This is a genomic window from Zhihengliuella salsuginis, from assembly GCF_014651715.1.
Taxonomy (GTDB): Bacteria; Actinomycetota; Actinomycetes; order Actinomycetales; family Micrococcaceae; genus Zhihengliuella; species Zhihengliuella salsuginis.
In genome coordinates, this window is the sequence record NZ_BMXK01000006.1 from 18,957 (window position 1) to 42,752 (window position 23,796).

The 23,796-nt window shown below is 70.6% G+C and carries 25 protein-coding genes; 5 read left to right on the plus strand and 20 right to left on the minus strand.

All coding sequences use genetic code 11. The features are described 5' to 3' along the window. Nucleotides 1-173: 173 nt before the first annotated feature. From IE069_RS15720 to IE069_RS07800, 3 genes are all read right to left on the minus strand, one after another. A complete protein-coding gene (locus IE069_RS15720; protein WP_268245173.1) occupies nt 174-305 on the minus strand; it encodes a hypothetical protein in 132 nt (43 codons plus the stop codon). After that, nucleotides 302-865 (minus strand): DUF4396 domain-containing protein, encoded by a 564-nt coding sequence (locus IE069_RS07795; protein ID WP_189349578.1) that lies wholly within the window; start codon nt 863-865, stop codon nt 302-304. Before IE069_RS07795 ends, IE069_RS15720 begins: the two co-directional genes overlap by 4 nt. 75 nt (nt 866-940) lie before the next feature. Further along, nucleotides 941-1,888, minus strand: coding sequence for a LysR family transcriptional regulator (locus tag IE069_RS07800; protein ID WP_229791017.1), 948 nt, complete (start codon nt 1,886-1,888; stop codon nt 941-943). A 71-nt stretch (nt 1,889-1,959) separates the two neighbouring features. On the opposite strand from IE069_RS07800, the gene IE069_RS07805 reads away from it, so the two are divergent. Continuing rightward, on the plus strand, nt 1,960-3,018 hold the full coding sequence (locus tag IE069_RS07805; protein ID WP_189349579.1) for a YeiH family protein: 1,059 nt from the start codon (nt 1,960-1,962) through the stop codon (nt 3,016-3,018). A gap of 65 nt (nt 3,019-3,083) precedes the next feature. On the opposite strand, the gene IE069_RS07810 is transcribed toward IE069_RS07805, so the two are convergent. The 15 genes from IE069_RS07810 to IE069_RS07880 form a co-directional block, all read right to left on the minus strand. Further along, entirely contained in the window at nt 3,084-3,491 is a 408-nt protein-coding gene (locus IE069_RS07810; protein ID WP_229791018.1) for a DUF4190 domain-containing protein, read from the minus strand. 74 nt (nt 3,492-3,565) lie between these two features. Then, complete coding sequence (locus tag IE069_RS07815; RefSeq protein ID WP_229791019.1) at nt 3,566-3,967, minus strand: DUF4190 domain-containing protein; 402 nt, start codon at nt 3,965-3,967, stop codon at nt 3,566-3,568. Between the two features lie 74 nt (nt 3,968-4,041). Continuing rightward, entirely contained in the window at nt 4,042-5,136 is a 1,095-nt protein-coding gene (locus IE069_RS07820; RefSeq protein WP_189349580.1) for a hypothetical protein, read from the minus strand. Next, nucleotides 5,133-5,912 carry a DnaJ-like cysteine-rich domain-containing protein gene (locus tag IE069_RS07825; protein WP_189349581.1) on the minus strand — a complete coding sequence of 260 codons (780 nt, stop codon included), beginning with the start codon at nt 5,910-5,912 and terminating at the stop codon, nt 5,133-5,135. Before IE069_RS07825 ends, IE069_RS07820 begins: the two co-directional genes overlap by 4 nt. A gap of 198 nt (nt 5,913-6,110) precedes the next feature. Continuing rightward, a complete protein-coding gene (locus IE069_RS07830; protein ID WP_189349582.1) occupies nt 6,111-7,208 on the minus strand; it encodes an XRE family transcriptional regulator in 1,098 nt (365 codons plus the stop codon). Then, nucleotides 7,205-7,861, minus strand: coding sequence for a hypothetical protein (locus IE069_RS07835; RefSeq protein WP_189349583.1), 657 nt, complete (start codon nt 7,859-7,861; stop codon nt 7,205-7,207). The genes IE069_RS07830 and IE069_RS07835 overlap by 4 nt, the downstream gene beginning before the upstream one ends. Nucleotides 7,862-8,043: 182 nt before the next feature. After that, nucleotides 8,044-8,769, minus strand: coding sequence for an SDR family NAD(P)-dependent oxidoreductase (locus IE069_RS07840; protein ID WP_189349584.1), 726 nt, complete (start codon nt 8,767-8,769; stop codon nt 8,044-8,046). Next, the gene (locus IE069_RS07845) at nt 8,766-9,989 is read right to left on the minus strand and encodes a sialidase family protein (protein ID WP_189349585.1); all 1,224 of its coding nucleotides are present in this window, start codon (nt 9,987-9,989) and stop codon (nt 8,766-8,768) included. Before IE069_RS07845 ends, IE069_RS07840 begins: the two co-directional genes overlap by 4 nt. Continuing rightward, nucleotides 9,986-10,774: an HpcH/HpaI aldolase family protein gene (locus IE069_RS07850; RefSeq protein WP_189349586.1), complete on the minus strand. Its 789-nt coding sequence runs from the start codon at nt 10,772-10,774 to the stop codon at nt 9,986-9,988. Before IE069_RS07850 ends, IE069_RS07845 begins: the two co-directional genes overlap by 4 nt. A 22-nt stretch (nt 10,775-10,796) precedes the next feature. Beyond that, the gene (locus IE069_RS07855; protein WP_229791020.1) at nt 10,797-11,759 is read right to left on the minus strand and encodes an aldo/keto reductase; all 963 of its coding nucleotides are present in this window, start codon (nt 11,757-11,759) and stop codon (nt 10,797-10,799) included. A 42-nt stretch (nt 11,760-11,801) separates the two neighbouring features. Beyond that, nucleotides 11,802-12,626, minus strand: coding sequence for an ATP-binding cassette domain-containing protein (locus IE069_RS07860; protein WP_189349588.1), 825 nt, complete (start codon nt 12,624-12,626; stop codon nt 11,802-11,804). A gap of 4 nt (nt 12,627-12,630) precedes the next feature. Further along, nucleotides 12,631-13,497: an ABC transporter ATP-binding protein gene (locus IE069_RS07865; protein WP_308425382.1), complete on the minus strand. Its 867-nt coding sequence runs from the start codon at nt 13,495-13,497 to the stop codon at nt 12,631-12,633. After that, entirely contained in the window at nt 13,494-14,450 is a 957-nt protein-coding gene (locus IE069_RS07870) for an ABC transporter permease (protein ID WP_189349589.1), read from the minus strand. The genes IE069_RS07865 and IE069_RS07870 overlap by 4 nt, the downstream gene beginning before the upstream one ends. Continuing rightward, a complete protein-coding gene (locus IE069_RS07875; RefSeq protein ID WP_189349590.1) occupies nt 14,447-15,382 on the minus strand; it encodes an ABC transporter permease in 936 nt (311 codons plus the stop codon). The genes IE069_RS07870 and IE069_RS07875 overlap by 4 nt, the downstream gene beginning before the upstream one ends. 2 nt (nt 15,383-15,384) lie before the next feature. Continuing rightward, on the minus strand, nt 15,385-16,959 hold the full coding sequence (locus tag IE069_RS07880; RefSeq protein WP_189349591.1) for an ABC transporter substrate-binding protein: 1,575 nt from the start codon (nt 16,957-16,959) through the stop codon (nt 15,385-15,387). A 223-nt stretch (nt 16,960-17,182) separates the two neighbouring features. Between IE069_RS07880 and pdxA the strand changes: the two genes are divergently transcribed. The 4 genes from pdxA to IE069_RS07900 all read left to right on the plus strand — a co-directional run bounded on the left by pdxA (nt 17,183) and on the right by IE069_RS07900 (nt 22,108). Beyond that, on the plus strand, nt 17,183-19,393 hold the full coding sequence (gene pdxA, locus IE069_RS07885; protein WP_189349592.1) for a 4-hydroxythreonine-4-phosphate dehydrogenase PdxA: 2,211 nt from the start codon (nt 17,183-17,185) through the stop codon (nt 19,391-19,393). A 46-nt stretch (nt 19,394-19,439) separates the two neighbouring features. Beyond that, nucleotides 19,440-20,225 carry a DeoR/GlpR family DNA-binding transcription regulator gene (locus tag IE069_RS07890; protein WP_229791021.1) on the plus strand — a complete coding sequence of 262 codons (786 nt, stop codon included), beginning with the start codon at nt 19,440-19,442 and terminating at the stop codon, nt 20,223-20,225. 122 nt (nt 20,226-20,347) lie between these two features. Beyond that, complete coding sequence (locus IE069_RS07895) at nt 20,348-20,989, plus strand: DUF6318 family protein (RefSeq protein ID WP_189349594.1); 642 nt, start codon at nt 20,348-20,350, stop codon at nt 20,987-20,989. A gap of 282 nt (nt 20,990-21,271) precedes the next feature. Further along, entirely contained in the window at nt 21,272-22,108 is an 837-nt protein-coding gene (locus IE069_RS07900; RefSeq protein ID WP_189349595.1) for a hypothetical protein, read from the plus strand. 62 nt (nt 22,109-22,170) lie between these two features. Here the strand turns inward: IE069_RS07900 and IE069_RS07905 are convergent, their stop codons facing one another. Together IE069_RS07905 and IE069_RS07910 are read right to left on the minus strand one after the other, a co-directional pair. After that, nucleotides 22,171-22,950 (minus strand): hypothetical protein, encoded by a 780-nt coding sequence (locus IE069_RS07905; protein ID WP_189349596.1) that lies wholly within the window; start codon nt 22,948-22,950, stop codon nt 22,171-22,173. Beyond that, nucleotides 22,932-23,417: a hypothetical protein gene (locus IE069_RS07910; RefSeq protein ID WP_189349597.1), complete on the minus strand. Its 486-nt coding sequence runs from the start codon at nt 23,415-23,417 to the stop codon at nt 22,932-22,934. The genes IE069_RS07905 and IE069_RS07910 overlap by 19 nt, the downstream gene beginning before the upstream one ends. Between the last annotated feature and the right edge of the window lie 379 nt (nt 23,418-23,796).

The following is a 23,796-nucleotide window of genomic DNA, read 5'->3' on the forward strand; positions in this document are numbered from 1 at the left end:
GTCCGCCGCCGCTGCATTCCGGCGACTCCGCGTTGCTGCGACTCCGCGTTTCAGCCGGAGGTGATGACATGAGCCTGACATCCGGACACCCCCTGGGTCATCAGGTCAGGCTCGAACGGGGCAGGCCGTGCGCGGCGCGGTCTGATCCGGACCGGCATCCGCGTGCGATGGCGTCAGTCCTCGAGAATCCGGTGGATGCCGGTCGGCTCGCCGTGGGCGGGCTCCTCCAGCTGGGCCGCGATGGAGACCGCGAGCCCGCCGAGCAGGAATCCGATGACTCCGGCTGCAAGGATCTTGGCGTTCATGACTCGTCCTTCCGGTGGTGGTGCCCGGCTCCGTGATCGTCTCCGGAGCCGTGATCATGGTCGTGGCCGTCGTGGCCGTCGTGGCCGTCGTGGCCGTCGTGGCCGTCGTGGCCGTCGTGCCCCTCGTGGTACTTGTGCATCAGGGCGTGGCCCTTGCCGCGGTCGATCAGGTACCGGTTGACGGGGAAGGCGGCGGCGAAGGCGACCGCGAACGCGATCATCATGCCCACCCAGAAGATGGGATTGACCAGGCCGCCGTCCATGGCTCCGGGGATGACTGCCATGACCGCGTTGTCCACGATCTCCATCACGGTGATGGAGAGAGTGTCCGCGAAGATCACGACGCGTACGGCCACGCCGATGCCCGCCCCGCTGCGCAGGACCGGGATGACGGAGAGCAGATAGCCGAAGAAGAAGGCGAGGACGACTGCCAGGGCGATCGTCGCCGCGGTGGAGAAGCCGGCGGCCGTGCCGATCATCAGGCCGAGGATCTCGCCGATGGCGCATCCGGTGAGACAGTGCAGCGTGGCGCTGGCCGCCAGAGCGTTGCGCGGAATCATGGGGATCTCCTGCCGATCGTTTATACCCCCTGGGGGTATCTGCCAATTACAAGATCTCCCGGATCCCGTCGGGTGTCAAGAGGTGGCCCAGGTATTTTTCGCCGGCGGGCCGTCCGCGCCGCCGCGCGCGATGGCCAGGAATTCCCGCGCCGCCCGGGAGTGTTCGGCGGCCGCGGTCCAGATGGCCCGGAACTCGCGTCGCAGCGGCCCGCCGGCGACCGGGACCTCCACGATCCGCCCGCTGTCGAGTTCCCCGGCGGCGGCCAGCCGGCTGAGCACGGCCGGTCCCAGCCCGGCGATGACCGACTGGCACACGGCCGCGATGCTGTTCAGCTCCACGACGGGTGCCGGCCGGTCGCCGCCGACCAGGTGGTCGAGCGCGGCCCGGGTCCCGGACCCGGCCTCGCGTTCGACGAGCTGCGTCCGCCCCAGCTCGGCAGGTTCGATCGTCCGCCCGTCCGCGGCCCACGGGTGTGCCGGGTCCACGACGACGACCAGTTCGTCCGCGTATACCGTCTCCTCGAGCAGCCCCTCCAGCCGGTCGGGGGACTCGACGAATCCCAGCAGGACGTCGCCGGCCACCACGGCCGCGACGACGTCGCGCGAGTTCGCGATCCGCAGCGTCGGGGCGGCGCGGGGCATGACGGTGCGGAAGGCGCCGATCCACGTGGGCGCCAGGTATTCGGCGATCGTCATGCTGCAGCCGATCGGCAGCTCGTCCTGCTCGCCGGCGGCGAGGGCGGCCGTGCCGGCGGAGAACCGGGCGGCGGCCGCGAGGACATCGCGCGCCCACCCGGCGGTCAGCTGGCCCTCCGACGTGAGGGTCGATCCGCGGGTCGAGCGGCGCACCAGCGTGTAGCCGAGCCGCCGCTCGAGCGTCTTCAGCGAGCGGCTGGCGTTGGACTGGGCCATTCCGGTGGCCCGGGCGGCCGCGCTGAGGCTGCCGTGGTCGGCGATGCCCACGAGCAGGCGGAGCACGGGCAGTTGCAGCCAGTTCTCCACCGGCGGGCGCGAATCGGTCATATCGCCATCATATGGCCGCGGTGCCCCAGCGGTGTCTACCGCGGCATGACGGCGGGGCGGAGCATGGAAGCATGCTCACCGAGACCCGCCGCCCCGTCCGCCCGCAGCATCCCCGCGGGCGACGCACGGCACCCGCCCGTGCCGCCGCCGTCGTCCTGGATCGCGCCCCCGGCCTCGCCGCGTGCCTGGCCGGGGCCGCGCTCGCGTGGCCGGCCGCGCACCTGGTGCCGCAGGCCAGCCCGCTGCTGATCGCGATCCTCGCCGGTGCCCTGTGGCGCAACCTGGCGCCCGTTCCGGCGGTGCTCGCGCCCGGGGTGGAGTTCGCGGCGCGGCCGCTGCTGCGGGCGGGGATCGTGCTGCTGGGGCTGCAGCTGCCGCTCGCCGCGCTGGCCGGGCTGGGTCCCGGGGTGCTGCTGGTGGCGGCCGGCACCGTGGTGGTCACGTTCGGGGTGACCCTCTGGATCGGCCGGGCGCTGGGTGTCGAGCCGGGGCAGCGGCTGCTGATCGCGGCGGGCTTCTCGATCTGCGGGGCGGCGGCCGTCGCCGCGGTGCAGCAGCCCGCGCGGGCGCGGCAGGACCAGGTCGCCGCCGCCGTGGCACTGGTGGTGCTCTACGGGACGGCCATGATCCCGCTGGTCCCGTTCCTCGGCGGGCTGCTGGGGCTGGACGCGGCCGCGGTGGGGATGTGGATCGGGGCGTCGACGCACGAGGTGGCGCAGGTCGTCGCCGCCGGAGGGGCCGTGGGAGGCGGCGCGCTCGCCGTGGCGGTGACGGTCAAGCTGGCCCGGGTGGTGATGCTCGCACCGGTGGTCGCGGGGATCTCCGTGTACATGCGGCGACGCCATGCTTCCGGGGCGGGGAGGCGGCCGCCGATCGTCCCGGTGTTCGTCGCCGGGTTCCTGGTCGCGGTGCTGCTGCGGAGCACCGGCGTGCTGCCGGAGCCGGCGCTGGCGGCGGCCGCAGGGCTGCAGTCGGCCCTGCTGACGGCGGCGATGTTCGCCCTCGGGGTCGGCGTGCACCTGCCGAGCCTGGTGCGCCTCGGCGGGCGGCCCGTGCTCCTGGGGCTGTGCGCGACGGCGGTCGTGCTCGCGGTCTCGCTGGCCGGCGTCGGGGTGTTCCCTCCGGCGTAGACGCGCACCGCCGGCGTGGGCCGGCCGGCGGCGCCGCGTGGCCGCCGGGACGGGGCTGGCCCCGGCTACATGCCCATGGGCATCGAAGCGAACATGACCAGGGCGGCCGCGCCCCAGGCCAGGATCGCGGCGTAGCCGATGACGAGGCCGGCCAGGGCCAGACCATCGCCGGCCTCACCCGTCCGCCGGATCTGGGCGCGGGCCAGGTGGCCGAAGACCACGCCCATGACGCCGATAAAGAAGCTGAAGATCAGCGAGAGAATGGCGAAGGTATTCGTCGGCTGGGGCTGGGTCGACCGGTAGAGCGGTTGCCCGTCGGCGGTGTGGCCCACCGGTTTCCCGGGTGACGTTGTCACGGCACCGACCGGTTCCTTGTTGCGCGTGGCGATGATGATCGCGATGCCGATCACCAGTCCCACGGCGCCGACCACCGTCGGGATCATGATCAGCCACTGCCAGCCCTGGATACCCACTACCGTTCCCCCTAGATTGTTCCGGTTGTTCGAACACTAGTTGTCGCCGGCGCCGCCGGGCAACGCGTGGTGGCCTACAGGAAGAGGAGCGGCACGAACATCAGGAAGAACATCAGCACCCAGAAGCCGATCGAGATGTAGCCGATGATCAGGCCGGCGATCGCGAGGCCGTCCCCGGCCTCCCCGGTCTCCCGGATCTGCTTGCGGGCGAGGTGGCCGAAGATCACGCCGACCAGGCCGATGAAGAAGCTGGAGACCAGCGAGATGATCGCGTACGTGTTGGTCGGGCGCATCTGCTGGGGGTAGTAGCCCGGCTGGCCGTAGGGCGTCTGGGCGCCCGGCTGGCCCGGGGTCTGCTGGTACGGACCCTGCTGGTAGGGGCCGGGCTGGGGCGCGCCCATCGGGGCCTGCGACGGTTGGGCGGGCGCGGGCTGGTCGCCGCCGTAGGGGTTGTGCGGCTGCTGCGGAGTGCTCATATCTAAATTCTATAGAATACGGCCGGCGATGCACGCCCCCGCCCCGGCAGATGTCCGGGCGAGGGCAACTCTTGTCAGATGGCCCAGTCGGGCGGGAGCTCTCCGAGAGGATCCTCGGTCTCCCAGTAGCGGAGAACCGTCCACGAGCCGTCGTCGTTCCGGCCCAGCATGACCGCGGTGTCCCGCGTGTAGTCGTCCGCGCCGTCGAACTGGTTGGTCCTCAGTGCGGTGACCACCACGTTGTCCCCGTCCTCCCGCGGCTCCTGGACGCACGCGCCGCCGGCCATGACGTTCGCGCACATCGGGTATCCGGGCGTCTCCCAGAGCTCGAACACGGCCGTCAGGACATCGGGCGGGGTCAGCCGGGTCCCGACGAGCTCGTGGTCCGCGCTGTCCTCCTCGTCGTCTGTCGAGCCGGACATGTCGACGTCGCCCTCACCGGCCTCCTCTGCCTCGGGCTCCGGCGGAGCCGGCGGGGGCAGGAGCTCGTCCGGGGGATCGGACGGGGTGTCGTCCCAGTCGCTGCTGCCGGATGGGCGGGTGGCGGGTTCCTCCGGGGCTGCGGTCGCCGGGCTCGGTTCCGGATCCTCCGGCTCCTCCGCGGTTTTCCAGGCTCCGGGGTTCTCACCGGCGTTCGTCAGAATCAGGAGTCGAACGATGTGCGCGGCGTCGCGACCGGTCACCGCGGAGGCCAATGCGGGCCGGTGGATGAGCCCGTCCCGGTAGTCGTTCCACGCTACCCAGTAGTGCTCGCCGTCGATCCGGACGCCGGCTCCTCGGTCCTCGTCCACCGTGTAGGCGGTGCCGTTCAGCTCCTCGACGAAGGTGGCGTCGTCGTCGTCCGCTTCGAATTCAGCGACCCGCGCCTCGAAGTCCTCCTCCGTGAAGCCGTCGCTCCAGCCGACGTCGATCGAGATCCGGTTGAACGTGCCCGTCTCCGCGTCGGCGAACGTGCGCGTGTACATGCAGAGCTTCGGCTGCTCCTCGTCGGGGGTGACCGCCACCGTTTGCTCGGTCGGGTTCGCCTCGCTCATCAGGTAGTCCGCGATCGTCTCCGGCGGAAGGGGGCATTCGCCCTCCTCGGAGGAGCAGGCGGCCAGCGGCGCGGCTGCGAGCGCGGCGACGGCCAGCGCCGCCGCAGACCGTTTCGCGTGACGGGCTCTTCTCATGACTGGACCTCGCTTCCGGTGTGGTGCCCGGCGGGGAGGCCGGCCGAGCCGCGGCGGAGGATCCGCCATGCGCTGAACGCGCCCCAGAGGAGAACGACGCCGGCGACGCAGGCGAGTGCCCACGCCGAGTCGGTGCGGAGCACCTGGCCGTCGAATCCCTCCGGCATCTGGGATCCGAGACCGATGTAGGTGTCGGCGGGCGCCTCCGGTGGTCCGAGGTCGGCACCCGAGGCGATGCCCGCGAACACGACGGCGACCCCCAGTCCGAAGACGGTGACGGCCGCGCGGAGGGTCGTCCAGCCGAAGGCCGCACCGCGGCGGCGGGCGCGGGCCGCGCGGCGGGCGAGCGCCGTCGTCGTGACGAACAGGGCCAGCGGTAGGACAGCGGCGACCGCGAAGACGGCCCAGGGAGCCCCTCCGGCACCGTCGGTCCGGGCGACCAGGGCTTCGGGCAGGAGCTCGGCGAGGGAACGGAGGGCGGGGGTTGCCGCCATGAGCCACGTGGAGGTGATCATGACGGCCGCTGCGAGTCCGGCGAGAATCGCCAACAGGGCGATCGCGATGCCCATGTTGCGGAAACCGACCGCCCAGAGTCCGCGGTCGGTGGCGAGATCCAGTGGGTTCTCGCCGGGAGGTTTGACCTTGTCGGGATCCCAGCCCACGGTGCCCCGGCCGTCGCAGGTCTGGCACCACCGGTCGCTGTACTCGCCGAGGCCCCGGCCGGAGCCGCCGCACGCGGGGCAGTACCACTCGCCGATGGATGACTGTCTGGCCATGCCGGTCCCCTCCGCCATGTTCGGTGGCGCCCGGGGCCCGGGTGCGTCTCCCGAAGATGAGATCAGGATAGCGCTGATCCCGGGCCTCCGGGAGGGGCAGTGCCGGATCAGTCCTGCTCGGGTGTGCCGCTGTCGGGCATCTGGCCGCCCGGTGCGACGGCGTGGCCGCGGCCCCTCCAGCGTCACCCGGCGTGATTCCTAGTGGACGACGCGGAGTTTCGGTCTCTCGCCCGGTGTCCGGCCATCCCCGCGCTCCGTTCGGGGGATGCCCGCGAGCGCCTGGCCGAAGGTCAAGCCGTGGATTTCCGGCGGGTGCACACCCAGTGACCGCGCCAGCTCCTCGGTGCCGATGCCGTGATTCCTCTTCAGGCTGGGCAGGACGCTGCTGAAGACCCGCGATGTCTCACGGGCCATCCCGGACGGTTCCCCGGTCTTGTAGCCGCGTTTGCCGAGGTTGATGCAGGCCTGCCGGTAGTTCCAGTCGGTTAGAATCCCTGCCTTGTGCAGTGCGTAGGTCAGTGCCATGGCCGATACACCGCAGTGCGTCTTGAGCTTGAGGATTTCATCGACGGTCGGCTCGCGGTGGACTGTGGATCGGAGCCAGATCATGGGGACCAGGAGCTCGGAAGCGAACTGGTCTGCCTCGCGCTCCGCGTTGCGTTCGCCCTCGTCGGACGGCATGAGGCCGGTATGCAGAACGAGATGCCCGAGCTCGTGCGCGAGGTCGAACCGAGAGCGTTCGGCGCTCTTCGCTGTCGAAAGGAAAATGTAGGGACGGCCATCTTCCCAATGGCTGAATGCGTCGACGTCGGCCGTTGCGCCGGGCAGGCTCAGGACTCTGATCCCCTTGGACTCGGCGAGCTGGATCGAGTTGGGCAGAGGGTCGACCCCGAGGCCCCATTCCGTACGGATCAGTTGCGCGGCCGCGACCGGATCCAGATGTGCCAGTTCGGGAACATCGACACCCGGCAGGCCGAAGTAATCGGTGATCACCGCGTAGAGCTCCACACCGGTGCGGCCGGCGGCCGTCGCCTGGTGCTTCTGCGCGGCGCTGGTCCGCCGGCGCGCGCGGAAGAAGACGCGGTCCTCCTCGAGCGGGCCGGCTTCCGGGCGGGAGAAGTACTCCGCGCGACAGCCGAGGGCGCGGGCGAGCGCGGTCGCCGCGTGGTCCGGGGCGCCGTCTGTTTCGTAGTTCCGGATGGTGCGCGGGGTCGCGCCGAGGCGCTCGGCCGCCTGGGTCTTGCTGACGCCGGCTCGGAGCCGTGCCAGGGTGATGCGCGATGGTGCGATGGTCACTTGAGCTCTTGGATCCTGAAGTCGATGTCGAAATCCGGGCCAGCCGGGCGCTGTGGGATGTTGAATTCTCCCAGGTCCTGCTCGGGCAGGAGAATCCGGTGGTGCCAGGCGAAGGTGCGCCCGTCCTCGTCGAGATCCCGTGCGAGAGACAGCTCGGCCTGAAGCTGCGGAGCCCGGCGTGACCAGTGGTAGACGAATACCCAGGTCAGCGGCTCCTGGTCGGACCAGCCGCGGGGCAGGGGCAGCGTGACGTCCAGCATCTCCTGACCGTTGCACTGCATCGTGTCACGGGTGCTCGGGCCCCGCCTCCGTGCCGCTTGGGGCGGTGTCGTCTGGCTCCCCGTGTTCTCGTCGCCGCCCATGACCATGATGGAGGTCTTCCCGTCGGGAGAGATGGCACGTGGCGAGTTCTTGGGGTTGCCCAGCGTCCAGGAGCGTTCATCCAACGACCTGCGGAGTGACGCGACCGTTTCCATCCACTGGGTCATGCCACGAGCCGTCACCGGGTGGAAGTCGGTGATCTCCTTGGCCTGCACAACGCCTGCGCGGGCGGCCGAGAGGAGGATTTCAGAGGTCAGATCGAGTTGGTCGAGTGCATCCGATGCGTCGTCGGGCGCGGTGCGCGGCTCGCTCTCTGCGAAGTCTGGAATCATGGTGGCCCCTCTCGCCGATCCTCATTCTAGTGCTTGAAACCGGAAAATGTGCGATGTCATCCGATAGTAGGGGTGACCAACCACGTGATGGGTTCTGCAGACAGGTTTCCCGCGCTTGGGGGAGAGAGATCAGCGGCGCCCCCGCCCCGCGCAGGGGGAGGGGACGGGCCGCCGGCATGGGCTCAGAGCGAGGCGCCACCGCAGACCGTCAGGGTCTGGCCCGTCATCGAGCCGCCGTGCGGGCCGACGAGCAGGGCGACGAGCTCGGCGATCTCCTCCGGGGCGACGAGCCGGCCCAGCGCGGGCACCTTCGGCGGGACGGAGGCCCGGCCCGGATCCGAGAGCATCGGGGTGTCGGTCGGCCCCGGCGCGACGACGTTGCACGTGATGCCGCGCGGCGCGAGTTCCATCGCCCAGCTGCGGGTGAGCCCGGCCAGCGCCGACTTCGAGGCGGCGTAGTGGCTCTTGCCCGCCACACCCGTCATGGTGCGGCTGCCGACGAGGACGATCCGGCCGCCGTCGTTCAGCCGCGCCTCGAGCGCGTCGACGAGCGCCGACGGCGCCTCGACGTGCAGGGCGAGCATGCCGCGGAGGGCGGCGGGGTCGAGGTCGCCCAGGTGGCCTGTGGTCATGTACCCGGCGGCATGTACGACGGCGTCGAGCCGGCCGACGGTCTCGACGAGCCCGGGGATCGTCGGGACATCGGTCAGGTCCGCGGCGATCCAGGTGAAGGACGGGTCGGGCAACCCGGGATCCCGCCGGCTCAGGCCCGTCACGGCCCAGCCCGCGTCGAGGAGGCGGCGGGTGATGGCCCGGCCGATCCCCGAGCTCACCCCGGTGACGACGGCGTGGGGCGTGACGGGGACCGGTGCGCCGGAACCCGGCGCGCCGGGCTGCTCCGCGCTCACTCGGCGCCGCCCGCGACCCACTCCGGGTCGAACCGGACGTACTTGATGGCCTGCCGGAAGTACGTGTACGCGGCGTGGACGGCCCCGTCCTCCGTCTGCAGGATCGACGGGTAGGAGAACTCGCGGTTGAGCCCCTCGCGGGAGTTGTTCGACAGGCAGTAGCCGTCGCCCTCGTCCAGATTGCGGCGGACCGGCCAGCTGCGCCCGCCGTCGTTGGAGAGGGCGACGGTCATCGGCGCGCGCGGCGTGCCCCAGAAGGCGCGGCGGCGGCCGTCGTCCGCCGCGGCGGGCGAAGGCTCGGGGACCGCCTCCTGCTCGTCGGCGAGGCCCTCGTCGTCGATCTCGTCGTAGAGGGAGGCGCGGCGCTCGGTGTTGGCGTCGGCCTGGACGTGGTTGTAGATCAGGGCCAGCCGGCCGTCGTCCAGGGGAGCGAACTGGATCGAGGAGTTGTTGTTCGGCAGGTCGGTCGCGACGGGTGCGGACCAGGTCTCGCCGCGGTCGGCGGACCGGGATTCGTAGATCCAGTCGGCCCACCGGCTGCGGTACAGCGCGAGCAGGCTTCCGTCCGGGAGGGCGTGGATGTTCATGTGCACGCAGCCGACGCTCTCCGGGACGAGCTGGCGGCGCCAGGTGGCCCCGTCGTCGTCCGAGACCATGACCGCGCTGTCGTCGGCGTCGCCGACCCACTTCTCCCCGGGGACCGTGAGGCAGCGGAAGACCGGCACCATGATGCGGCCGTCGACGACCACGGGGACCTGCCGGACGAACACGCCGCCCTCCTCGGTGGTCGGGAAGAGGGTCTCGACCGGCCCCCAGGTGGCGCCGCCGTCGTGCGAGATCCGGCGCCGGACCTCGGAGGAGTCCTGGTTGCCGGCCTTCTGCGCGGTGTAGAGCAGCCACAGCTGCCCGCCGTGGTTGAACAGGATCGGGTTCTGCTCGGACCGGGCCGGGTCGTCGGAGAGCTGCACCGGCTCCGACCAGCTCCCGCCCCAGGCGCCGTCCGCGGAGCGGGCCAGTCGGCTGAACCAGATGCTGATGTCCGGGACGCCCTCCTGCGTCCCGCCGAACCAGACGCAGCCGAGGTCCCCGCCGGGCAGGACGGCGAGGTTCGCGGCGTGCGCCTGGACCGTGGGGGCCGGCAGGTAGGCGTAGGACAGGTCTCCGCTGCGGTGCACCGCGCCCGTGGGGGTGATGGTCGAGTAGTCGATCGTCGCGCTCACGCGTTCTCTCCTGTGGTGGTTGCGCTGGCCAGGTGGGTCGCGGCCACGGCCTCGAGGTGGGTCAGGTCCGAGGCGACCGTGGCGAACGTGTAGCCCTCGGCCAGCCGCTGGCGGGCGACGTCGCCGTGCGGGGTGTGGATGCCCGCGGCGACGCCGGCCGCCTCGGCCGCGGCGGCGACGCGTTTCAGGGCGGCGGCGAACGTGTCGGCGACAGTGGGGTCGCCGGGGTACGCCCCGCCGACGGCCAGAGTGAGGTCCGACGGGCCCACGTAGACCCCGTCGAGGCCCGGCGTCGCCGCGATCTCCTCGACGTTCTCGAGACCGTCGGGGGTCTCGATCATCGCGAAGACCAGTGTCGTCTCGTCGCTCTCGGCCGGGGCGGGGCCGACGCGGAGCGCCGAGCGCATGGGGCCGTAGGAGCGGATGCCGTGCGGCGGGTACTTCGCGGCGCGGACGGCCGCGGCGGCGTCGTCGGCCGTGTCGACCAGCGGGACGATCACGCCGACGGCGCCGGCGTCGAGCGCCTTGCCGATCGCCGTCGGGTCGTTGGCCTCGACCCGGACCATGCCGGCCGACTGCGCCCCGGCGTCGATGGCGAGCAGGCCGTGCAGCATGCCGGAGTAGCCGAGCAGTCCGTGCTGGGCGTCGAGGGCCACGTAGTCGAAGCCGAGCCGGCCGATGCGTTCGGTGGAGACGGGTGAATCGAGGACGATCCAGTAGCCGACGGCGGGCGTGCGGGAGCGGATGGTCTGGGCGAAGCGAGCGGCCACGGGGGACGTGGGCATCAGGTTGCCTGCTTTCTGCGGGTCAGCGGTTGTAGTTCGGCATGGGGCCGCGGAGGTCCGCGCCGACGGCGTCGCACGCGGCGACGACGTCCTCGGGCAGCGGGCCGCGGGAGAGCGTGGAGACGTTGTCGGTCAGCTGCGCCGGGCGCGAGCCGCCGAGCAGGAACGAGTCGACGCCCGGGCGGTAGGCGAGCCAGCGCAGGGACAGCTCGATCAGCGTCAGCCCGGCCTCGCCGGCGATGCGGGTCAGCGCGCCGATGGCCGCGAAGAGCTGCTCGTCCCAGTAGCGCCGGGTGTACATCTCGGCCAGCCGGGAGTCGCCGAAGCGGCCGGAGTCCGGCTGCCGGTCGAACGCGTGGCGGCCGGTCAGGAGGCCGCCGCCGAGCGGGTTGTAGACCATCGTGCGGGTGCCGTGCGCGGACGCGAACGGCAGGTACTCGTCCTCGATCCGGCGTGCCACCAGGTTGTACAGCTGCTGGGCCACCACGGGCTTGGGCGCCCCGGCGGCCTCGGCCGCGCGTTCGACGTCGCCGATCTGCCAGGCGGCGAAGTTGGAGACGCCGAGGGAGAGGATCTTGCCCTCGGCGGCGAGGTCGGCGACCGCGCCGAGGGTGTCCTCCAGCGGCGTCGCGTAGTCCGGCTGGTGCAGGTAGAAGAGGTCCAGCCGGTCGGTGCCGAGGCGGCGCAGGCTGCCCTCGACGCTGCGGCGCAGCGCGGCGGGGGAGAGCAGCGGGTCGTCGCCGGCGTCGTCGTGCGGCATGCCCGCCTTGGAGGCGAGGACGACGTCGTCGCGCCGCCCGCCCAGCAGGCGCGACAGGATCGTCTCCGTGGCGCCGCCGGCGTACGCGTTGGCGGTGTCGATGTGCCTGACGCCGGCGTCCAGCGCGGCGTCGAGGATGGCCGCTGCGGTCGCCTCGTCGGCGGTGTCGCCGAAGGTCATGGTCCCGAGGACCAGCTCGGGCGTTCCGGTGTCGGTCGAAGTCATTCTTCCCTCAGTCATTCGTGGATGGCGTTCTCTGGTGCCGGATCAGGCGCTGGCGGCCAGGGCGGAGACGATGTGCCGGGGCTTGATCCCGGTCATCGCGGACGGGTCCAGGGCGGCCCGGCGCAGGGTGCGGGCGTAGTCGGTGCGCGGGGTCTGCAGGACGTCGGCGGTGGCACCCGACTCGACGATCTCACCGCGGCGCATCACCACGATCGAGTCGCTGATCTCCTGCACGACCCCGAGGTTGTGGGAGATGAACACGTAGGTGATGCCCGTTTCCTGCTGGATGTCCTGGAGGAGGCGCAGGACCTGGGCCTGCACGGAGACGTCGAGGGCGCTGGTGGCCTCGTCGCAGACCAGGAGGTCGGGTTTGGACGCCAGCGCCCGCGCGATGCCGATGCGCTGCCGCTGGCCGCCGGAGAACTCGTGGGCCCGCCGCTCGAGCGACGTGCTCGGCAGGCCGACGGCGTCGAAGAGCCGCGCGACCTCCTTCGAGCGTTCGGCCTTCGAGCGCAGGCCCTGCGTCTTCATGGGCTCGGCCACGATCTCCTGGGCGCTCAGGTGCGGGTCCAGGGACCCGTAGGGGTCCTGGAACACCATCTGGAACCGGTGCCGCAGGGGCCGCAGCTGGGCCTCCTTCAGCCCGGCGAGGTCGGTGCCGTCCAGGGAGATCCGGCCGGCGGTGGGTGCGACCAGGCGCATGATGCACTTGGCGACGGACGACTTGCCGCAGCCGGATTCGCCGACGATGGCCAGCGTCCGGCCCTTGTCGACGGAGAAGGAGACGTCGTCGACGGCGCGGAAGGGGCCGGCCTTGGTGGAGTAGTCGAGGGTGAGGCCCTCGACCGCGAGGAACGGTTCGGACATGGTTTCAGCCTTCCTTCGGCGCTGCGGACTCGTCCCACGCGCCGAGGCGGGGCACGGAGTCGAGCAGGTGCTGCGTGTAGGTCTCGCGGGGGTTCTCGACGACGTCTACAGCATCGCCCGATTCGACGAACCGGCCGTTCTTCATGACGTGGATCCGGTCGGAGACCAGGCGTGCGACGCCGATGTCGTGGGTGATCATGAGGATGCCCGTGCCGTTGGCCTCCTGGATCTCGAGCAGCAGGTCCAGGATGCCCGCCTGGACGGTGACGTCCAGGGCGGAGGTGGGCTCGTCGGCGATGAGCAGGTCGGGTTCGCCGGCCAGGGCGGCGGCGATGAGCACACGCTGGAGCATGCCGCCGGAGAGCTGGTGCGGGAACTTCCTCAGCTGGGCCTCCGGGTCCCGGATGTGGACCTTGCGCAGGAGCTCCTCCGCCCGGTCCCGGGCCTCGGCCTTGGACCCGGCGCGTCCGGCCACCAGGATGGCCTCGCAGAGCTGGCTGCCGACCGTGAGGACGGGGCTGAGCGCGGTCATCGGGTCCTGGGGGATGAGCGCCACCGTCCGTCCGCGCACCTTGCGGATGGCCCGCCGGTCGGCGAGGACGTCGACGCCCGTGATGCTGACGTCTCCGGAGACGACGGCCAGGTCCCGCGGCAGGAGCTTTAGCAGCCCCATCGCCGTGGTCGACTTGCCGGAGCCGGATTCGCCGATGATCGTGACGGTCTCTCCGCGGCCGATCTCGAAGCTGACGCCGTCGACGGCGCGGACGATGCCCGACGCCGTCATGAGTTCGACGCAGAGGTTCTCGACGCTCAGCAGCGGGCCGGTCGTGGCCGAGTCGCCGCGCGGCGGGGTGAGGGTCTGGGTCTTCACGCTGTCGCTCCGTTCTTCTCTGGGGTGCCGGTCTTGGGGGAGCGGCGCTTGCCGATCGGGCCGCTGTCGCGGAGCGCGTCGCCGAGGAGGTTCACACCGACGACGAGCAGGACGATCATCAGGCCGGGCAGGGTCACCATCCACCAGGAGGTGGTGATGTAGTTCTGCCCGTCGGAGATGATGCGGCCCCAGGTCGCGAACGGCCGCTGCGGGCCCGCGCCGAGGAAGCTCAGCGCGCTCTCCAGCAGCACGGCCTGGGCCAGCAGGAGCAGGATGACCAGGCTGGCCTGCTTGAAGACGTTGGGGATGACGTGCCGGATGAGGATCCTGATCTTGTGCAGGCCCAGGGTCCGGGCGGCGTCGACGTACGGCTTCTCGCGTTCGACGAGGACCAGGGAGCGGGTCAGCCGGGCGACCTCGGGCCACTGGGCGATCGCGATCACGAACGTGATGACCGGGATCGACGGGCCGAAGAGCGCGACGACGAGCAGCAGCATCATGAGCAGCGGCAGCGACATCTGCGCCTCGAGCAGACGGGAGACGATCGTGTCGACCCAGCGGCCGTAGTAGCCGGCGGCCGCGCCGAGGGTGATGCCGATCGCGCCGGAGACCAGGACCGCGAGCACGCCGATGGTCAGGGACACCTGCCCGCCGAAGAGGACGCGGGAGAGCAGGTCGCGTCCCAGCTGGTCGGTGCCGAACAGGTGCCCGTCCACCAGCGGTGCCAGCCGGCGCGCGGAGAGCTCCTGCGCGTTCGGGTCGGCCAGGGGCAGGAGCGGCGCCAGGACGATGGGGACGATGACGGCCAGCGCGCAGATCGCGCCGATCCACAGTTTGATGCGGACGGAGTGCCGGGTGCGGGCCGCCGCGGACCGGGCGAGGTCCGCGGGTTTCACGGCCGACGGCGGCGACACGTGGGGGGCGGGGTGTGCGGCGGGGACTGTGGCACTCATGCTGAGGCCGCCTTTCCGAGTCGGACGCGGGGATCGAGGAGCGGGTAGGCGAGGTCGATGAGCAGCTGCACAGCGATCGCCAGGAGCGAGGTGACGACCACGGCCGCCTGGATCAGCGGGTAGTCGCGGGTCTCGAGGGCGCGGACGATGAGCGAGCCGACGCCCGGCCAGGCGAACACGACCTCCACGACGACGACGCCGTTGAGCATGGCCGCGAAGCGCGTGCCGAGGGCCGTGAAGACGGGGATCGCGGCGGTGCCCATGGCGTAGCGCCAGGTGAGGACCCGTTCGGCGATGCCGCGCGAGCGCGCGACGGTCAGGTACGGCAGCGCCAGGTTGTTGCTCATCTCGCGGCGCACCATGCGGGAGACGAGCGCGATCTGCAGGATGGCGATCGTGATGGTCGGCAGGACCAGCCCGTCCCAGGTGGCGAACCCCGAGGCCGGGAAGACGGGGATGACCACGGCGAACAGCGAGAGCAGCATGATGCCGGTCCAGAAGTCGGGCATCGACTGCCCGGCGATGGTGAGCATGTTGGCCCCGAGCTCCTTGCCGGTGTTGGCCCGGTTCGCCATCCACACGCCGAGCGGGATGGCCACGATCGCCGCCAGGACGATCGACGCCGTCGCCAGTGTCAGCGTGTAGGGCAGGCGTTCGAGGACGACCTCGAAGGCCGGCGCCTGGAACGAGTACGACATGCCCAGCTGGCCCGTGAAGAGCTGCTGGATGAAGATCAGGTACTGCTCCCAGACGGGGCGGTCCAGGCCGAACTGCTCGCGGACTGCCGCGAGCTGCTCGGTGGTGGCCAGCGGGCCGGCGTAGGCGGCGGCCGGGTCGCCGGGCGCCATGCGGATGAGGACGAAGACCACGGAGACGGTGAGGAAGACCGTCAGCAGGCCCTGGCCGATGCGCTTGGGGATGTAGGTCAACATGGTCAGGCCTCCAGCCGGACGTCTGCGAGGGGGTAGGAGTTGCTGGCGGCGAGGCTCAGGCCGCCCACGCGCTCGCGGCGGGCCAGCACGGACTTGGGGACGAACGCCCACGCGCACGGCCAGCTGTCCCACACGGCCTGCTGCGCCTCGGCGAGGTACTTCTCGCGCCGCACGGGGTCGCTCTCCCGGGCGGCCCGGGTGATCTTGGCCTCCACGGGTTCGACGACGTAGCCCTGGTAGGTGTCCCGCGTCTCCTCCTTGGCGGCCGTGCCCGCGTACATTCCCTGGAGCATGGTGATGGCCAGCCCCGTGGGGCTGGAGAAGCCGTTGCCGAGCAGGTCCCAGTCGCCCGCCTTGCCCTGGCGCCAGTCGAGGATGTTGCCGCCGGGCTCGAACTGCTGGAGCTCGGTGCGGATGTCGATGGCCCCGAACATCTCGGTCAGGGCCTCCATGACGGAGGTGTCGGCGGGGAACTCGCCGGTCTGCCAGATGATCTTGAGGCTCAGGTCGCCCACGCCGAGGTCGTCGAGCATGCGCCGGGCGCGTTCGGGGTCGTACTGGTAGGTGCCGGTCTTGTGGTAGCCGAGCAGGGAGTCGGGGACCACGCCCTCGGCGGCGGTCACGGCGTCGGTGAAGACGTTCTTCACGAGTGACTCGCCGTCGACCGCGAAGCTGAGCGCCTCGCGGACGCGGGCGTCGCTGAGGGGGTTGGAGGCGGGTTTGCGGAAGTTGTAGAAGATCTGGTTCAGCCGCAGGCTGGAGGACTCCTCGATGGAGACCCCGGGCAGGCCCTCGAGCTGGTCCCGCGAGTCGGGGGAGATGGAGTCGATGACGTCCACCTCGCCGCTGCGCACGGAGATGATGCGGCTGGCCTCCTCGGGGAGGAAGCGCACCTCGACGCGCTCGACCTCCGGAGCGTCGCCCCAGTAGTTGTCGTTGCGCACCAGCGTGTAGGTTCCGGCACCGCGGTTTGAGCGTTCGACGAGGTACGGCCCGGTGCCGACGCCTTCCTGCAGCTCGGCGGCCTCGTTGTCCTCCGCGGGCGTGATGAGGATGAGCGCCATGAGGGCGTCGAGGATCGGGATCGGCTGCTCGCTGTCCAGGTGGAAGGTGCGCTCGTCGACCGGGACGACGGTGGGGAACTCGGGGAAGAAGCTCGCGACGAACGACCCCTGCACCTGCTCGTACATCTGCAGGGCGGTGGCGACGTCGTCGATCTTCAGCGGGCGGCCGTCGGAGTATTCGACGCCCTCGCGCAGGGTGACGGTCCAGCGGGTGTCGCCGTCCGGCTCCATGGTCTCGGCGAGGACGGGCACCGGGGTGATGTCCGGGCCGATCTCCGTGAGCGCCTGCCGGACGGCCCGCTGGACGGTGACAGCGGAGTCGAACTGGTTGAGCTTGTTGTCCAGGCTCACCAGCGAGCGGGTGAGCGCCACGGTGAGGGTCCCTGGTCCGGGCAGCCCCGTGGGTCCTGCGCACGCTGCGGTGGTGCCGACGCCGGCGAACAGTCCGGCGGCGGCTGCCGCTCGCAGCAGCTGGCGGCGCGACAGCTGCGGTCCGGTCAGTGGGTTGGTCATCGTCGACCTCTCGAGTGATGTGACGGGTGACGTCCGTGGTTCCCCGCCGGGCGGGGTGCACGGGATTGTTGTGTGCATCACTTTTACACAACTGCGTGTTTCGCGCAAGGGATGTAGCGCACTTCGCGCAACTGTGCCATGATGAAAACACCGCCGACTCGATGGCGGACGCGAATCCGACCGCTTCTGCACGCTCGGCGGGCAGCCTCTCGAAGGGCCAACCATGCAACCTGCACTCGTCCTGGCGGACGACTTCACCGGTGCCGCCGAATGCGCTGCCCAGTGGGCCGAGGCGGGATACAGCACGAGCATCCGCCTGGACGGCTCGGCCGCCGCGGAGCCCGGCGTCGTCGTCCTCGATCTGGACACCCGCGGGCTGGAGCCCCGGGCCGCCGCGGCACGCGTCGAATCCGCCCTCGGGCGGGGTACGACGGCGGAGCCCGGTCTGGTCTTCAAGAAGCTCGATTCGCTGTGGCGGGGCAACGTCGCCGCCGAACTCCGCGCGCTCGCCGGCCGCGGCCTCACCGTCCTGGTGGCCGGCGCGCTGCCCGAACTCGGCCGGTCCGTCGTCGACGGCGTGCCCCTGGTCCGCGGCGTCCCGCTCGCCGAGACCGACCTGTGGGCCGTCGAGGACTCGACCACGCCGGGCAGCGTCCCGGGACTTTTCGCCACGGACGACGACGTGGCGACCATCGGCCTGGCCACCGTCCGCGCGGGCGCGGAAGCCCTGGCCGCCGCGCTCGGCGACGAGGCCCGCACGCGGGAGGGTGCCGTCGTCGTCCTCGACTGCGCCACCGCCGCAGACCTGGGGAGCATCGCCGACGCCGCAGCGGATCTGGCCCGGGAGGCGCCCGTCGCGCTCGCCGGCACCGGCGGCCTCGCCGCCGTCCTGGCCCGGCGCGGCAGCCCGCCGGGCAGGCCGCGGGGCCGCCGTTCGAGCACGTCAGCGAGGGCGCGTCCGGCGCTCGTCGTCATCGGATCCGCCAGCGCGGCGGCCCGGCAGCAGTGCGCGGCGCTGAGCGCGCGCGGCCTGACGATCCGGACCGGCGGGGAGGCGCGGGAGGCGGTCGCCGACCTCGAGGAGCGCGGGATCGCCGTCCTCGGCGCCCCGGACGCCGCTGCGGACCCGGCGCGCGTGCTGGAGGAGCTCGACGCGGCCGCGGCCGCCGTCCTCGCGGCGGCACCCGATGCCGACCTCGTCCTGACCGGCGGCGAAACCGCGCGCCGGATCCTGACGCGGGCCGGCGTCGTCGTGCTGCGACCCCTCGGGCAGATCGAGCACGGGGTGGTGCTCTGCGGGACGGGCGACGGCCGCCGTGTGATCACCAAACCGGGCAGCTTCGGCTCGCCCCGCGTCCTGCAGGACGCCCTCGACGAACTCTGCGCGGAACGCGCAATCACCGAAACAGGAGACGACATGACCACTGCCACTGAAGACCGACGCCCGAACATCGCGGTCACGATGGGGGACGGCGCCGGCGTCGGCCCCGAGGTGACCGTCGGCGCCCTGCTCGATCCCCGCGCCTACCGCGAGTCCCGGCCCGTGGTCGTCGGCGACGCGGCCCGGCTGCGGCTCGGGGCCGAGGCCCTGGGCGTCGAGGCGGAGATCGTCGAGGTCGCCGGCGTCGACGAGGCCGTCTTCGAGGCGGGGCGCATCAACGTGGTCGACCCGCACCTGCTGCCGGCGGATCTCGCCTGGGGGCGGGAGTCCGCCGAGGCGGGCAACGCCGCCTACCACTACATCCGCATCGCCTGCGAGCTCGGCATGAAGGGCGACGTCCAGGGGATCTGCACGGCCCCGCTGAACAAGGCGGCCCTGCACAGCGCCGGCCACGTCTACCCCGGGCACACGGAGCTGCTGGCCCACTTCATGGGGATCGAGGAGGTGTCGATGATGCTCTCCACCCCCAAGCTGCGCGTCATCCACGTGACCACGCACATCGGGCTCGTCGACGCGATCGCGAGGATCGAGCCCGGGCTCGTGGAGCGCACCGTGCGCCGCGGCGAGGAGGCGCTGCGCCGATCGGGCATCGAGCGGCCCCGGGTCGGGGTGTGCGCGATCAACCCGCACGCCGGCGAGAACGGGCTGTTCGGGTACGGCGAGGAGGCCGAGAAGATCGAGCCGGCGCTCGAGGTGCTGCGGGCGGAGGGGATGGACGTCGCCGGCCCGCTGCCGGCCGACACGGCGTTCTTCCTGGCCGGACGCGGCGACTACGACCTGATCGTGGCGATGTACCACGACCAGGGCCACGGACCCGTGAAGGTCCTCGGCATCGAGGCCGGCGTGAACATCACCGTCGGGCTCCCGGTGATCCGCACCTCCGTCGACCACGGGACCGCCTTCGACATCGCCGGGACGGGAGTTGTCGAGGTGGGTAGCATGATTGAAGCCCTGCACCAGGCGGCGAACCTGTCGCCGAGCCCGGTGGCGTGACCCTGCCGGCCGGGCCCGGGGGCGAGGAGAGGAGCCGACGATGGGCATGAGCGCACGGGGCCGGCGGCGCGAGATCGTCGAGCTGGCCCACACCACCGGTCTGGCGAGCGTGGAGGAGCTGTCGCAGCGATTCGAGGTGACGGCGTCGACGATCCGCCGGGACCTGGCCCGGCTCACCTCCGAGGGGAAGATCGCCCGCACCTACGGCGGGGCGATGGCGCTCTCCGGCCGCGTGGGGGAGTCGACCTTCCGCCAGCGGAACCAGGAGGCGGCCGAGGCCAAGCGGGCCATGGCGCGCCTGGCGGTCGGCATGGTGGACGACGGCGACACGGTCCTGCTCGATGCCGGGTCGTCGGTGGCGGCGCTCGCCGTCGAGCTCCGGGACCGGGTGACGGTGTCCGTGGCGACTTCGTCGCTCGTGGTCGTCGAGGAGCTGGCCGATGCTGACGACATCCACGTCGAGTGCCTGGGCGGGACCCTCCGCCACCAGAGCCAGGGGTTCGTCGGGCCGCTGGCCGAGGCGGCGCTGGAGCGGATGACGGCGGACAAGGTCTTCCTCGGCGCCGACGGCGTCGCACCGGGGGCGATCTGCGAGGCGGATCAGCGCCAGACGCGCCTCAAGGAGATGATGTGCGCCCGAGCGCACCGGATCGTGGTCTTGGCCGACGCCACCAAGCTTGGGCACGCGCCGTTCCACGCGTGGGCGCTGCTGCCGGAGGGGTGGACGCTGGTCACCGACGATTCCGCGACCGAGGAGCAACTCCGTCCGTTCCGTGACGCGGGCGTGGACGTGCATGTCGCGGGGGTCGAGGCTGCCGTAGCGCCTGAGTGATTGCAGCATTTCCTCTCCGGCTGAAGCCATGGGCTCCGCCTGTGGAGAACTTTTCGCCGGCCTCCTGAGACTTGGTACCGTTGAGTTTGTCATTTTCTTGGGGGTAACGAGGAGGCGGAAGCATGCGGGATTCGGGTTGGATGCGCAGTGCGCTGGCAGTGCTGGGCGTCGCCGGCGTCCTGGCGGTAAGCGCCTGTGGCGACGGTACGACGCCGGGGCCCTCTGCTTCCGGTTCCTCCACCCCTGCGCCGCAAAGCAGCAGCGCTCCGCCGGAACCTCAGAAGGCGACCCCGGAGCACCCCGCGCAGAACCTTGTACCGCCGGAGCTGCCCGAGGAGGCCACCGAGTTCACCGACGAAGGCTTCAAGGCCTTCATCGAGTACTGGTTCGAGGCCCGGAACTACGGCATTGCTACTACGGACGATTCCTACATCCGGGCGGTATCGAGCAAGGACTGCCCATATTGCATAACGACCCTTGAGATGACGGAGAACATCGCCAGGGGTGGAGGTGACGTTTGGATTGTCGGTGGCGAGATTCAGGCTACGGATATCACCGCCACGGTTCATGGCGACTCTGGCGACTCGGATAGGACGCAGTTGGCGTACTTCACGCTACGGAAATCCTCGGGAGACGCTTACGGCAAGGACGGAATCGTTGAAGATGGCGCCAATGTCATCGAAGCTGTGGTAAAGCCTTTCGAGTTCGAAGCCCGCTACGAGGAAGGCGCTTGGACGGCGACGCGAATCGAGGTCGAGCACTAGATGCTCGCGATCTCTCCGACTCATGCAAGAAACTTGGCTGTTGTCGCGTTCGCCGGAAGCTTGATCTTGGTCAGTTCGCCTGGTGCACTGGCGGAAGAACCGCCCCCCGTTCCGTCACCTTCGGTCGGGGCCAATGGAGGAGGTTTTGACGCCGCTGCTTTGGCGAACGCAGATGAGGGCTCTAGTGAGGAGGGCGCTGGGCAGACTCCGCCACCGCTCGTCGAGGTTCCGACTGTAGCCCCTGAGTCGAAGGAGCCAGTCGTAGGCGGTGGTGCCTACTGCATGGGTGACGACAACGGTCAGATCAAGGAAGGTTGCGTCGGCAGCACGTTGGATGTCTGCGACGAGGACGAAGTACTGATGGACACGGGTGGGTCCATGGACATCGATGTACCGTCGGGGACGCCGCGGGACGTCGTCGTCGCCGACGATCCGTGCACGGAGATCAACGTAGAGAGGGCTCAGATCACGGCGACGCCCGCGCCGGAGGATGTTGATCCGGCCGATCGCCCGGACTTGGTGGCCCAGGAGTTTGCCCGTGTGGACATCCCGCAGCCGGCCCTCGTATTTCAGGACGAGGTCGAGGACCAGGTGTCGGCGGGGAAATTGTGGGGTGTCGCAATGCGTGGCGAACACATGAACATGTGGGTAGAGAGCCCGGACCACACCACGAGCGTCACGCTGCTCGGCACGGAGATCACCATCCGGGCGACGCCTTTGCAGTACACGTGGGACTACGGCAACGGCCAGACGAGGACCACTGCCCAGACCGGAGGGCCCCTTCGGGCGGGCTCGGATGAGGGATCGGTCTATTCCGAGACGGCGACGAGTCAGGCATATGAGGAAACGGGGTTCTACCCGGTCACGGTCACCACCGTTTATGCAGGACAATTCAAAACCCCGACGTCCGAGTGGATCCCGATCCCGGGCGTCGCCACCGTGACGAGTCCGGCGAAGACCGCAACCGTGTGGAAGTCGGAGACCCGGCTGGTCTCGGGCGACTGCTCGGAGAACCCCGGCTCCTGGGGCTGCGAGACGGTTCCCTTCCCGTGGGAGGGCGGCCCGCAGACGTCGGAGGCGTTCAAAGCCGCACAGGAAGAGCTGGAAGCCCGGCAGTAAGAACTCCTGTGCCGATCGCGTTGCGCGATTCCGCCCAGCCGACAGGACTACGTTGAAGCGCGCTACGCGACTTCCCGGCTCCAGCGCACGAAGTCTTCGGGGCGCGGCAGCAGCTTGACGATCTCCTCCCAGACGGCCCACGCGGGGACTGCCGTGAGGTGGTGCCGGGGCATGAAGCGCATGCCGGACGTGGCGTGCATCAGGATCCCGGCTGGAGTGTCCAGGAACAACTGCGACGACTTGACCGGTCCCCGCACGCCCTTGAATTCCGAGTAGACCGTGACGTGCTCCATCTCCCCGGCAGTCAGGGAATCAGCGATGCCCGGGTGGATCTTGCGGATGGTCTCGCCGAGGATGCGTTGGGCCGCGCGCGCGGCCTCTGCGCCGTTCTCCCCATCGGTTGCTCCGGTGAGGTCCTTCTGGCCCACCTTCACCGTGGGCCCATCGTCGAGCGGGCGGGGACGGGCCTGGAGCGCCACGGCGTCGATGACGGTCCGGTAGATGTCCGTCGCGGGTGCGGCGGTGAGCACGAAGTCCCCGCCCCTGCGCTTCACGGCGGAGATGATGCCGTTGCCGCCGGACCAGAGCCAGACGTCGTCCAGGAGGGCCTCGCTGTCGCAGCGCTGCGCCATGAATGTGCCCCGGCTCCGGGTGATCAGCTGGACCAGGTCGGACACCTCGGGTGTCAGGGTCCCGGCGCGCACCACCGGGATTCCGGAGGTATCGGTGAGGTCGCGGCAGGTGGTGGCGTCGCCGTCGTGCTGGGCGGAAATCAGCTCGCGGAAGTCCACGTCGGTGAGGGTGATGGTGGTCAGGGCGGTGGTCATCGGGCGGTCTGCCATTCGAGGAGTTCGGCGATGACCCAGCTGCCGCTGGCCCAGTGGGGCATGTCCGGGGTGGCGAAGGTGATGGTCATGGCGACTTCCTTGCCGGCGGTGCGCGCCACCCACTGGTGCAGCATGACGGGGGTGCCGTCGTCGTTTGTGTAGGAGGCAGAGCGCATGACGCCCTGCACGGGCGGGGCGCCGACGCGTTCCCGGTCGAGGTGGAGGAGCCGGTAGTCGGCGAGCGTGCGCGCCAGCAGGGGCTCGGCGCCGCGCTGGTCGGCGAGCGTGGCGTCGGGCGTTTCGGGGTGCTCGCCGAGGTCGACCTGCGTGATGACGATGTTGGGGTGAAAGCCCGCCGTCCAGGGCTCGCGGGAGGTCGCGATGAGGAGGCCGTCGTCGAGGCCGCTGGCGTCCACGTCCCAGTTCGGCGGGGCGGTGAGCGTGTAAACGGCGCGGGGATCCGCGAAGTGCGTTTCGGTCATGTCTTGCTTTCCGGTGGGGTTATCCACGGGTGCTCCTCTGCCAGTATTCGGCCTGACGTGCTTTGCGTTCAGCACGACGTCGCCGCTTGACTTCGCGGTCGGCCATGCGCCGGTCTCGGACCCACTTGGGAGTGAGGAAGGGCGGCATGGGGACGCCGAGCATGGCGATGAATCTGACTACCCAGAGACCGGCCGCCAAAAGACCACAGAACAGCATGAACCTGATGAGTACTTAGACATCAAGGGCCCCGAACGCCTTTGCGAACATGGTCGAGGCAAAGAATGCGAACGTCGGTGGGGAAACGTATAAATAGAGGGATTCCGTGAAGTGTCCATACCACGCAGCGTCCTGAATGCGTCGGGGATGCGCGATGTAGTG

Bases quoted from the DNA above. Each gene is read 5' to 3' on its own strand.
- IE069_RS07825 (WP_189349581.1), bottom strand. From the start codon at position 5,912: ATGGCCAGACAGTCATCCATCGGCGAGTGGTACTGCCCCGCGTGCGGC.
- IE069_RS07895 (WP_189349594.1), top strand. From the start codon at position 20,348: ATGCGGGATTCGGGTTGGATGCGCAGTGCGCTGGCAGTGCTGGGCGTC.
- IE069_RS07850 (WP_189349586.1), bottom strand. From the start codon at position 10,774: ATGCCCACGTCCCCCGTGGCCGCTCGCTTCGCCCAGACCATCCGCTCC.
- pdxA (WP_189349592.1), top strand. From the start codon at position 17,183: ATGCAACCTGCACTCGTCCTGGCGGACGACTTCACCGGTGCCGCCGAA.
- IE069_RS07835 (WP_189349583.1), bottom strand. From the start codon at position 7,861: ATGATTCCAGACTTCGCAGAGAGCGAGCCGCGCACCGCGCCCGACGAC.
- IE069_RS07795 (WP_189349578.1), bottom strand. From the start codon at position 865: ATGATTCCGCGCAACGCTCTGGCGGCCAGCGCCACGCTGCACTGTCTC.
- IE069_RS07815 (WP_229791019.1), bottom strand. From the start codon at position 3,967: ATGAGCACTCCGCAGCAGCCGCACAACCCCTACGGCGGCGACCAGCCC.
- IE069_RS07860 (WP_189349588.1), bottom strand. From the start codon at position 12,626: ATGTCCGAACCGTTCCTCGCGGTCGAGGGCCTCACCCTCGACTACTCC.
- IE069_RS07890 (WP_229791021.1), top strand. From the start codon at position 19,440: ATGAGCGCACGGGGCCGGCGGCGCGAGATCGTCGAGCTGGCCCACACC.
- IE069_RS07855 (WP_229791020.1), bottom strand. From the start codon at position 11,759: ATGACTTCGACCGACACCGGAACGCCCGAGCTGGTCCTCGGGACCATG.
- IE069_RS07875 (WP_189349590.1), bottom strand. From the start codon at position 15,382: ATGTTGACCTACATCCCCAAGCGCATCGGCCAGGGCCTGCTGACGGTC.
- IE069_RS07870 (WP_189349589.1), bottom strand. From the start codon at position 14,450: ATGAGTGCCACAGTCCCCGCCGCACACCCCGCCCCCCACGTGTCGCCG.
- IE069_RS15720 (WP_268245173.1), bottom strand. From the start codon at position 305: ATGAACGCCAAGATCCTTGCAGCCGGAGTCATCGGATTCCTGCTCGGC.
- IE069_RS07820 (WP_189349580.1), bottom strand. From the start codon at position 5,136: ATGAGAAGAGCCCGTCACGCGAAACGGTCTGCGGCGGCGCTGGCCGTC.
- IE069_RS07805 (WP_189349579.1), top strand. From the start codon at position 1,960: ATGCTCACCGAGACCCGCCGCCCCGTCCGCCCGCAGCATCCCCGCGGG.
- IE069_RS07910 (WP_189349597.1), bottom strand. From the start codon at position 23,417: ATGACCGAAACGCACTTCGCGGATCCCCGCGCCGTTTACACGCTCACC.
- IE069_RS07900 (WP_189349595.1), top strand. From the start codon at position 21,272: ATGGGTGACGACAACGGTCAGATCAAGGAAGGTTGCGTCGGCAGCACG.
- IE069_RS07880 (WP_189349591.1), bottom strand. From the start codon at position 16,959: ATGACCAACCCACTGACCGGACCGCAGCTGTCGCGCCGCCAGCTGCTG.
- IE069_RS07905 (WP_189349596.1), bottom strand. From the start codon at position 22,950: ATGGCAGACCGCCCGATGACCACCGCCCTGACCACCATCACCCTCACC.
- IE069_RS07800 (WP_229791017.1), bottom strand. From the start codon at position 1,888: ATGACCGATTCGCGCCCGCCGGTGGAGAACTGGCTGCAACTGCCCGTG.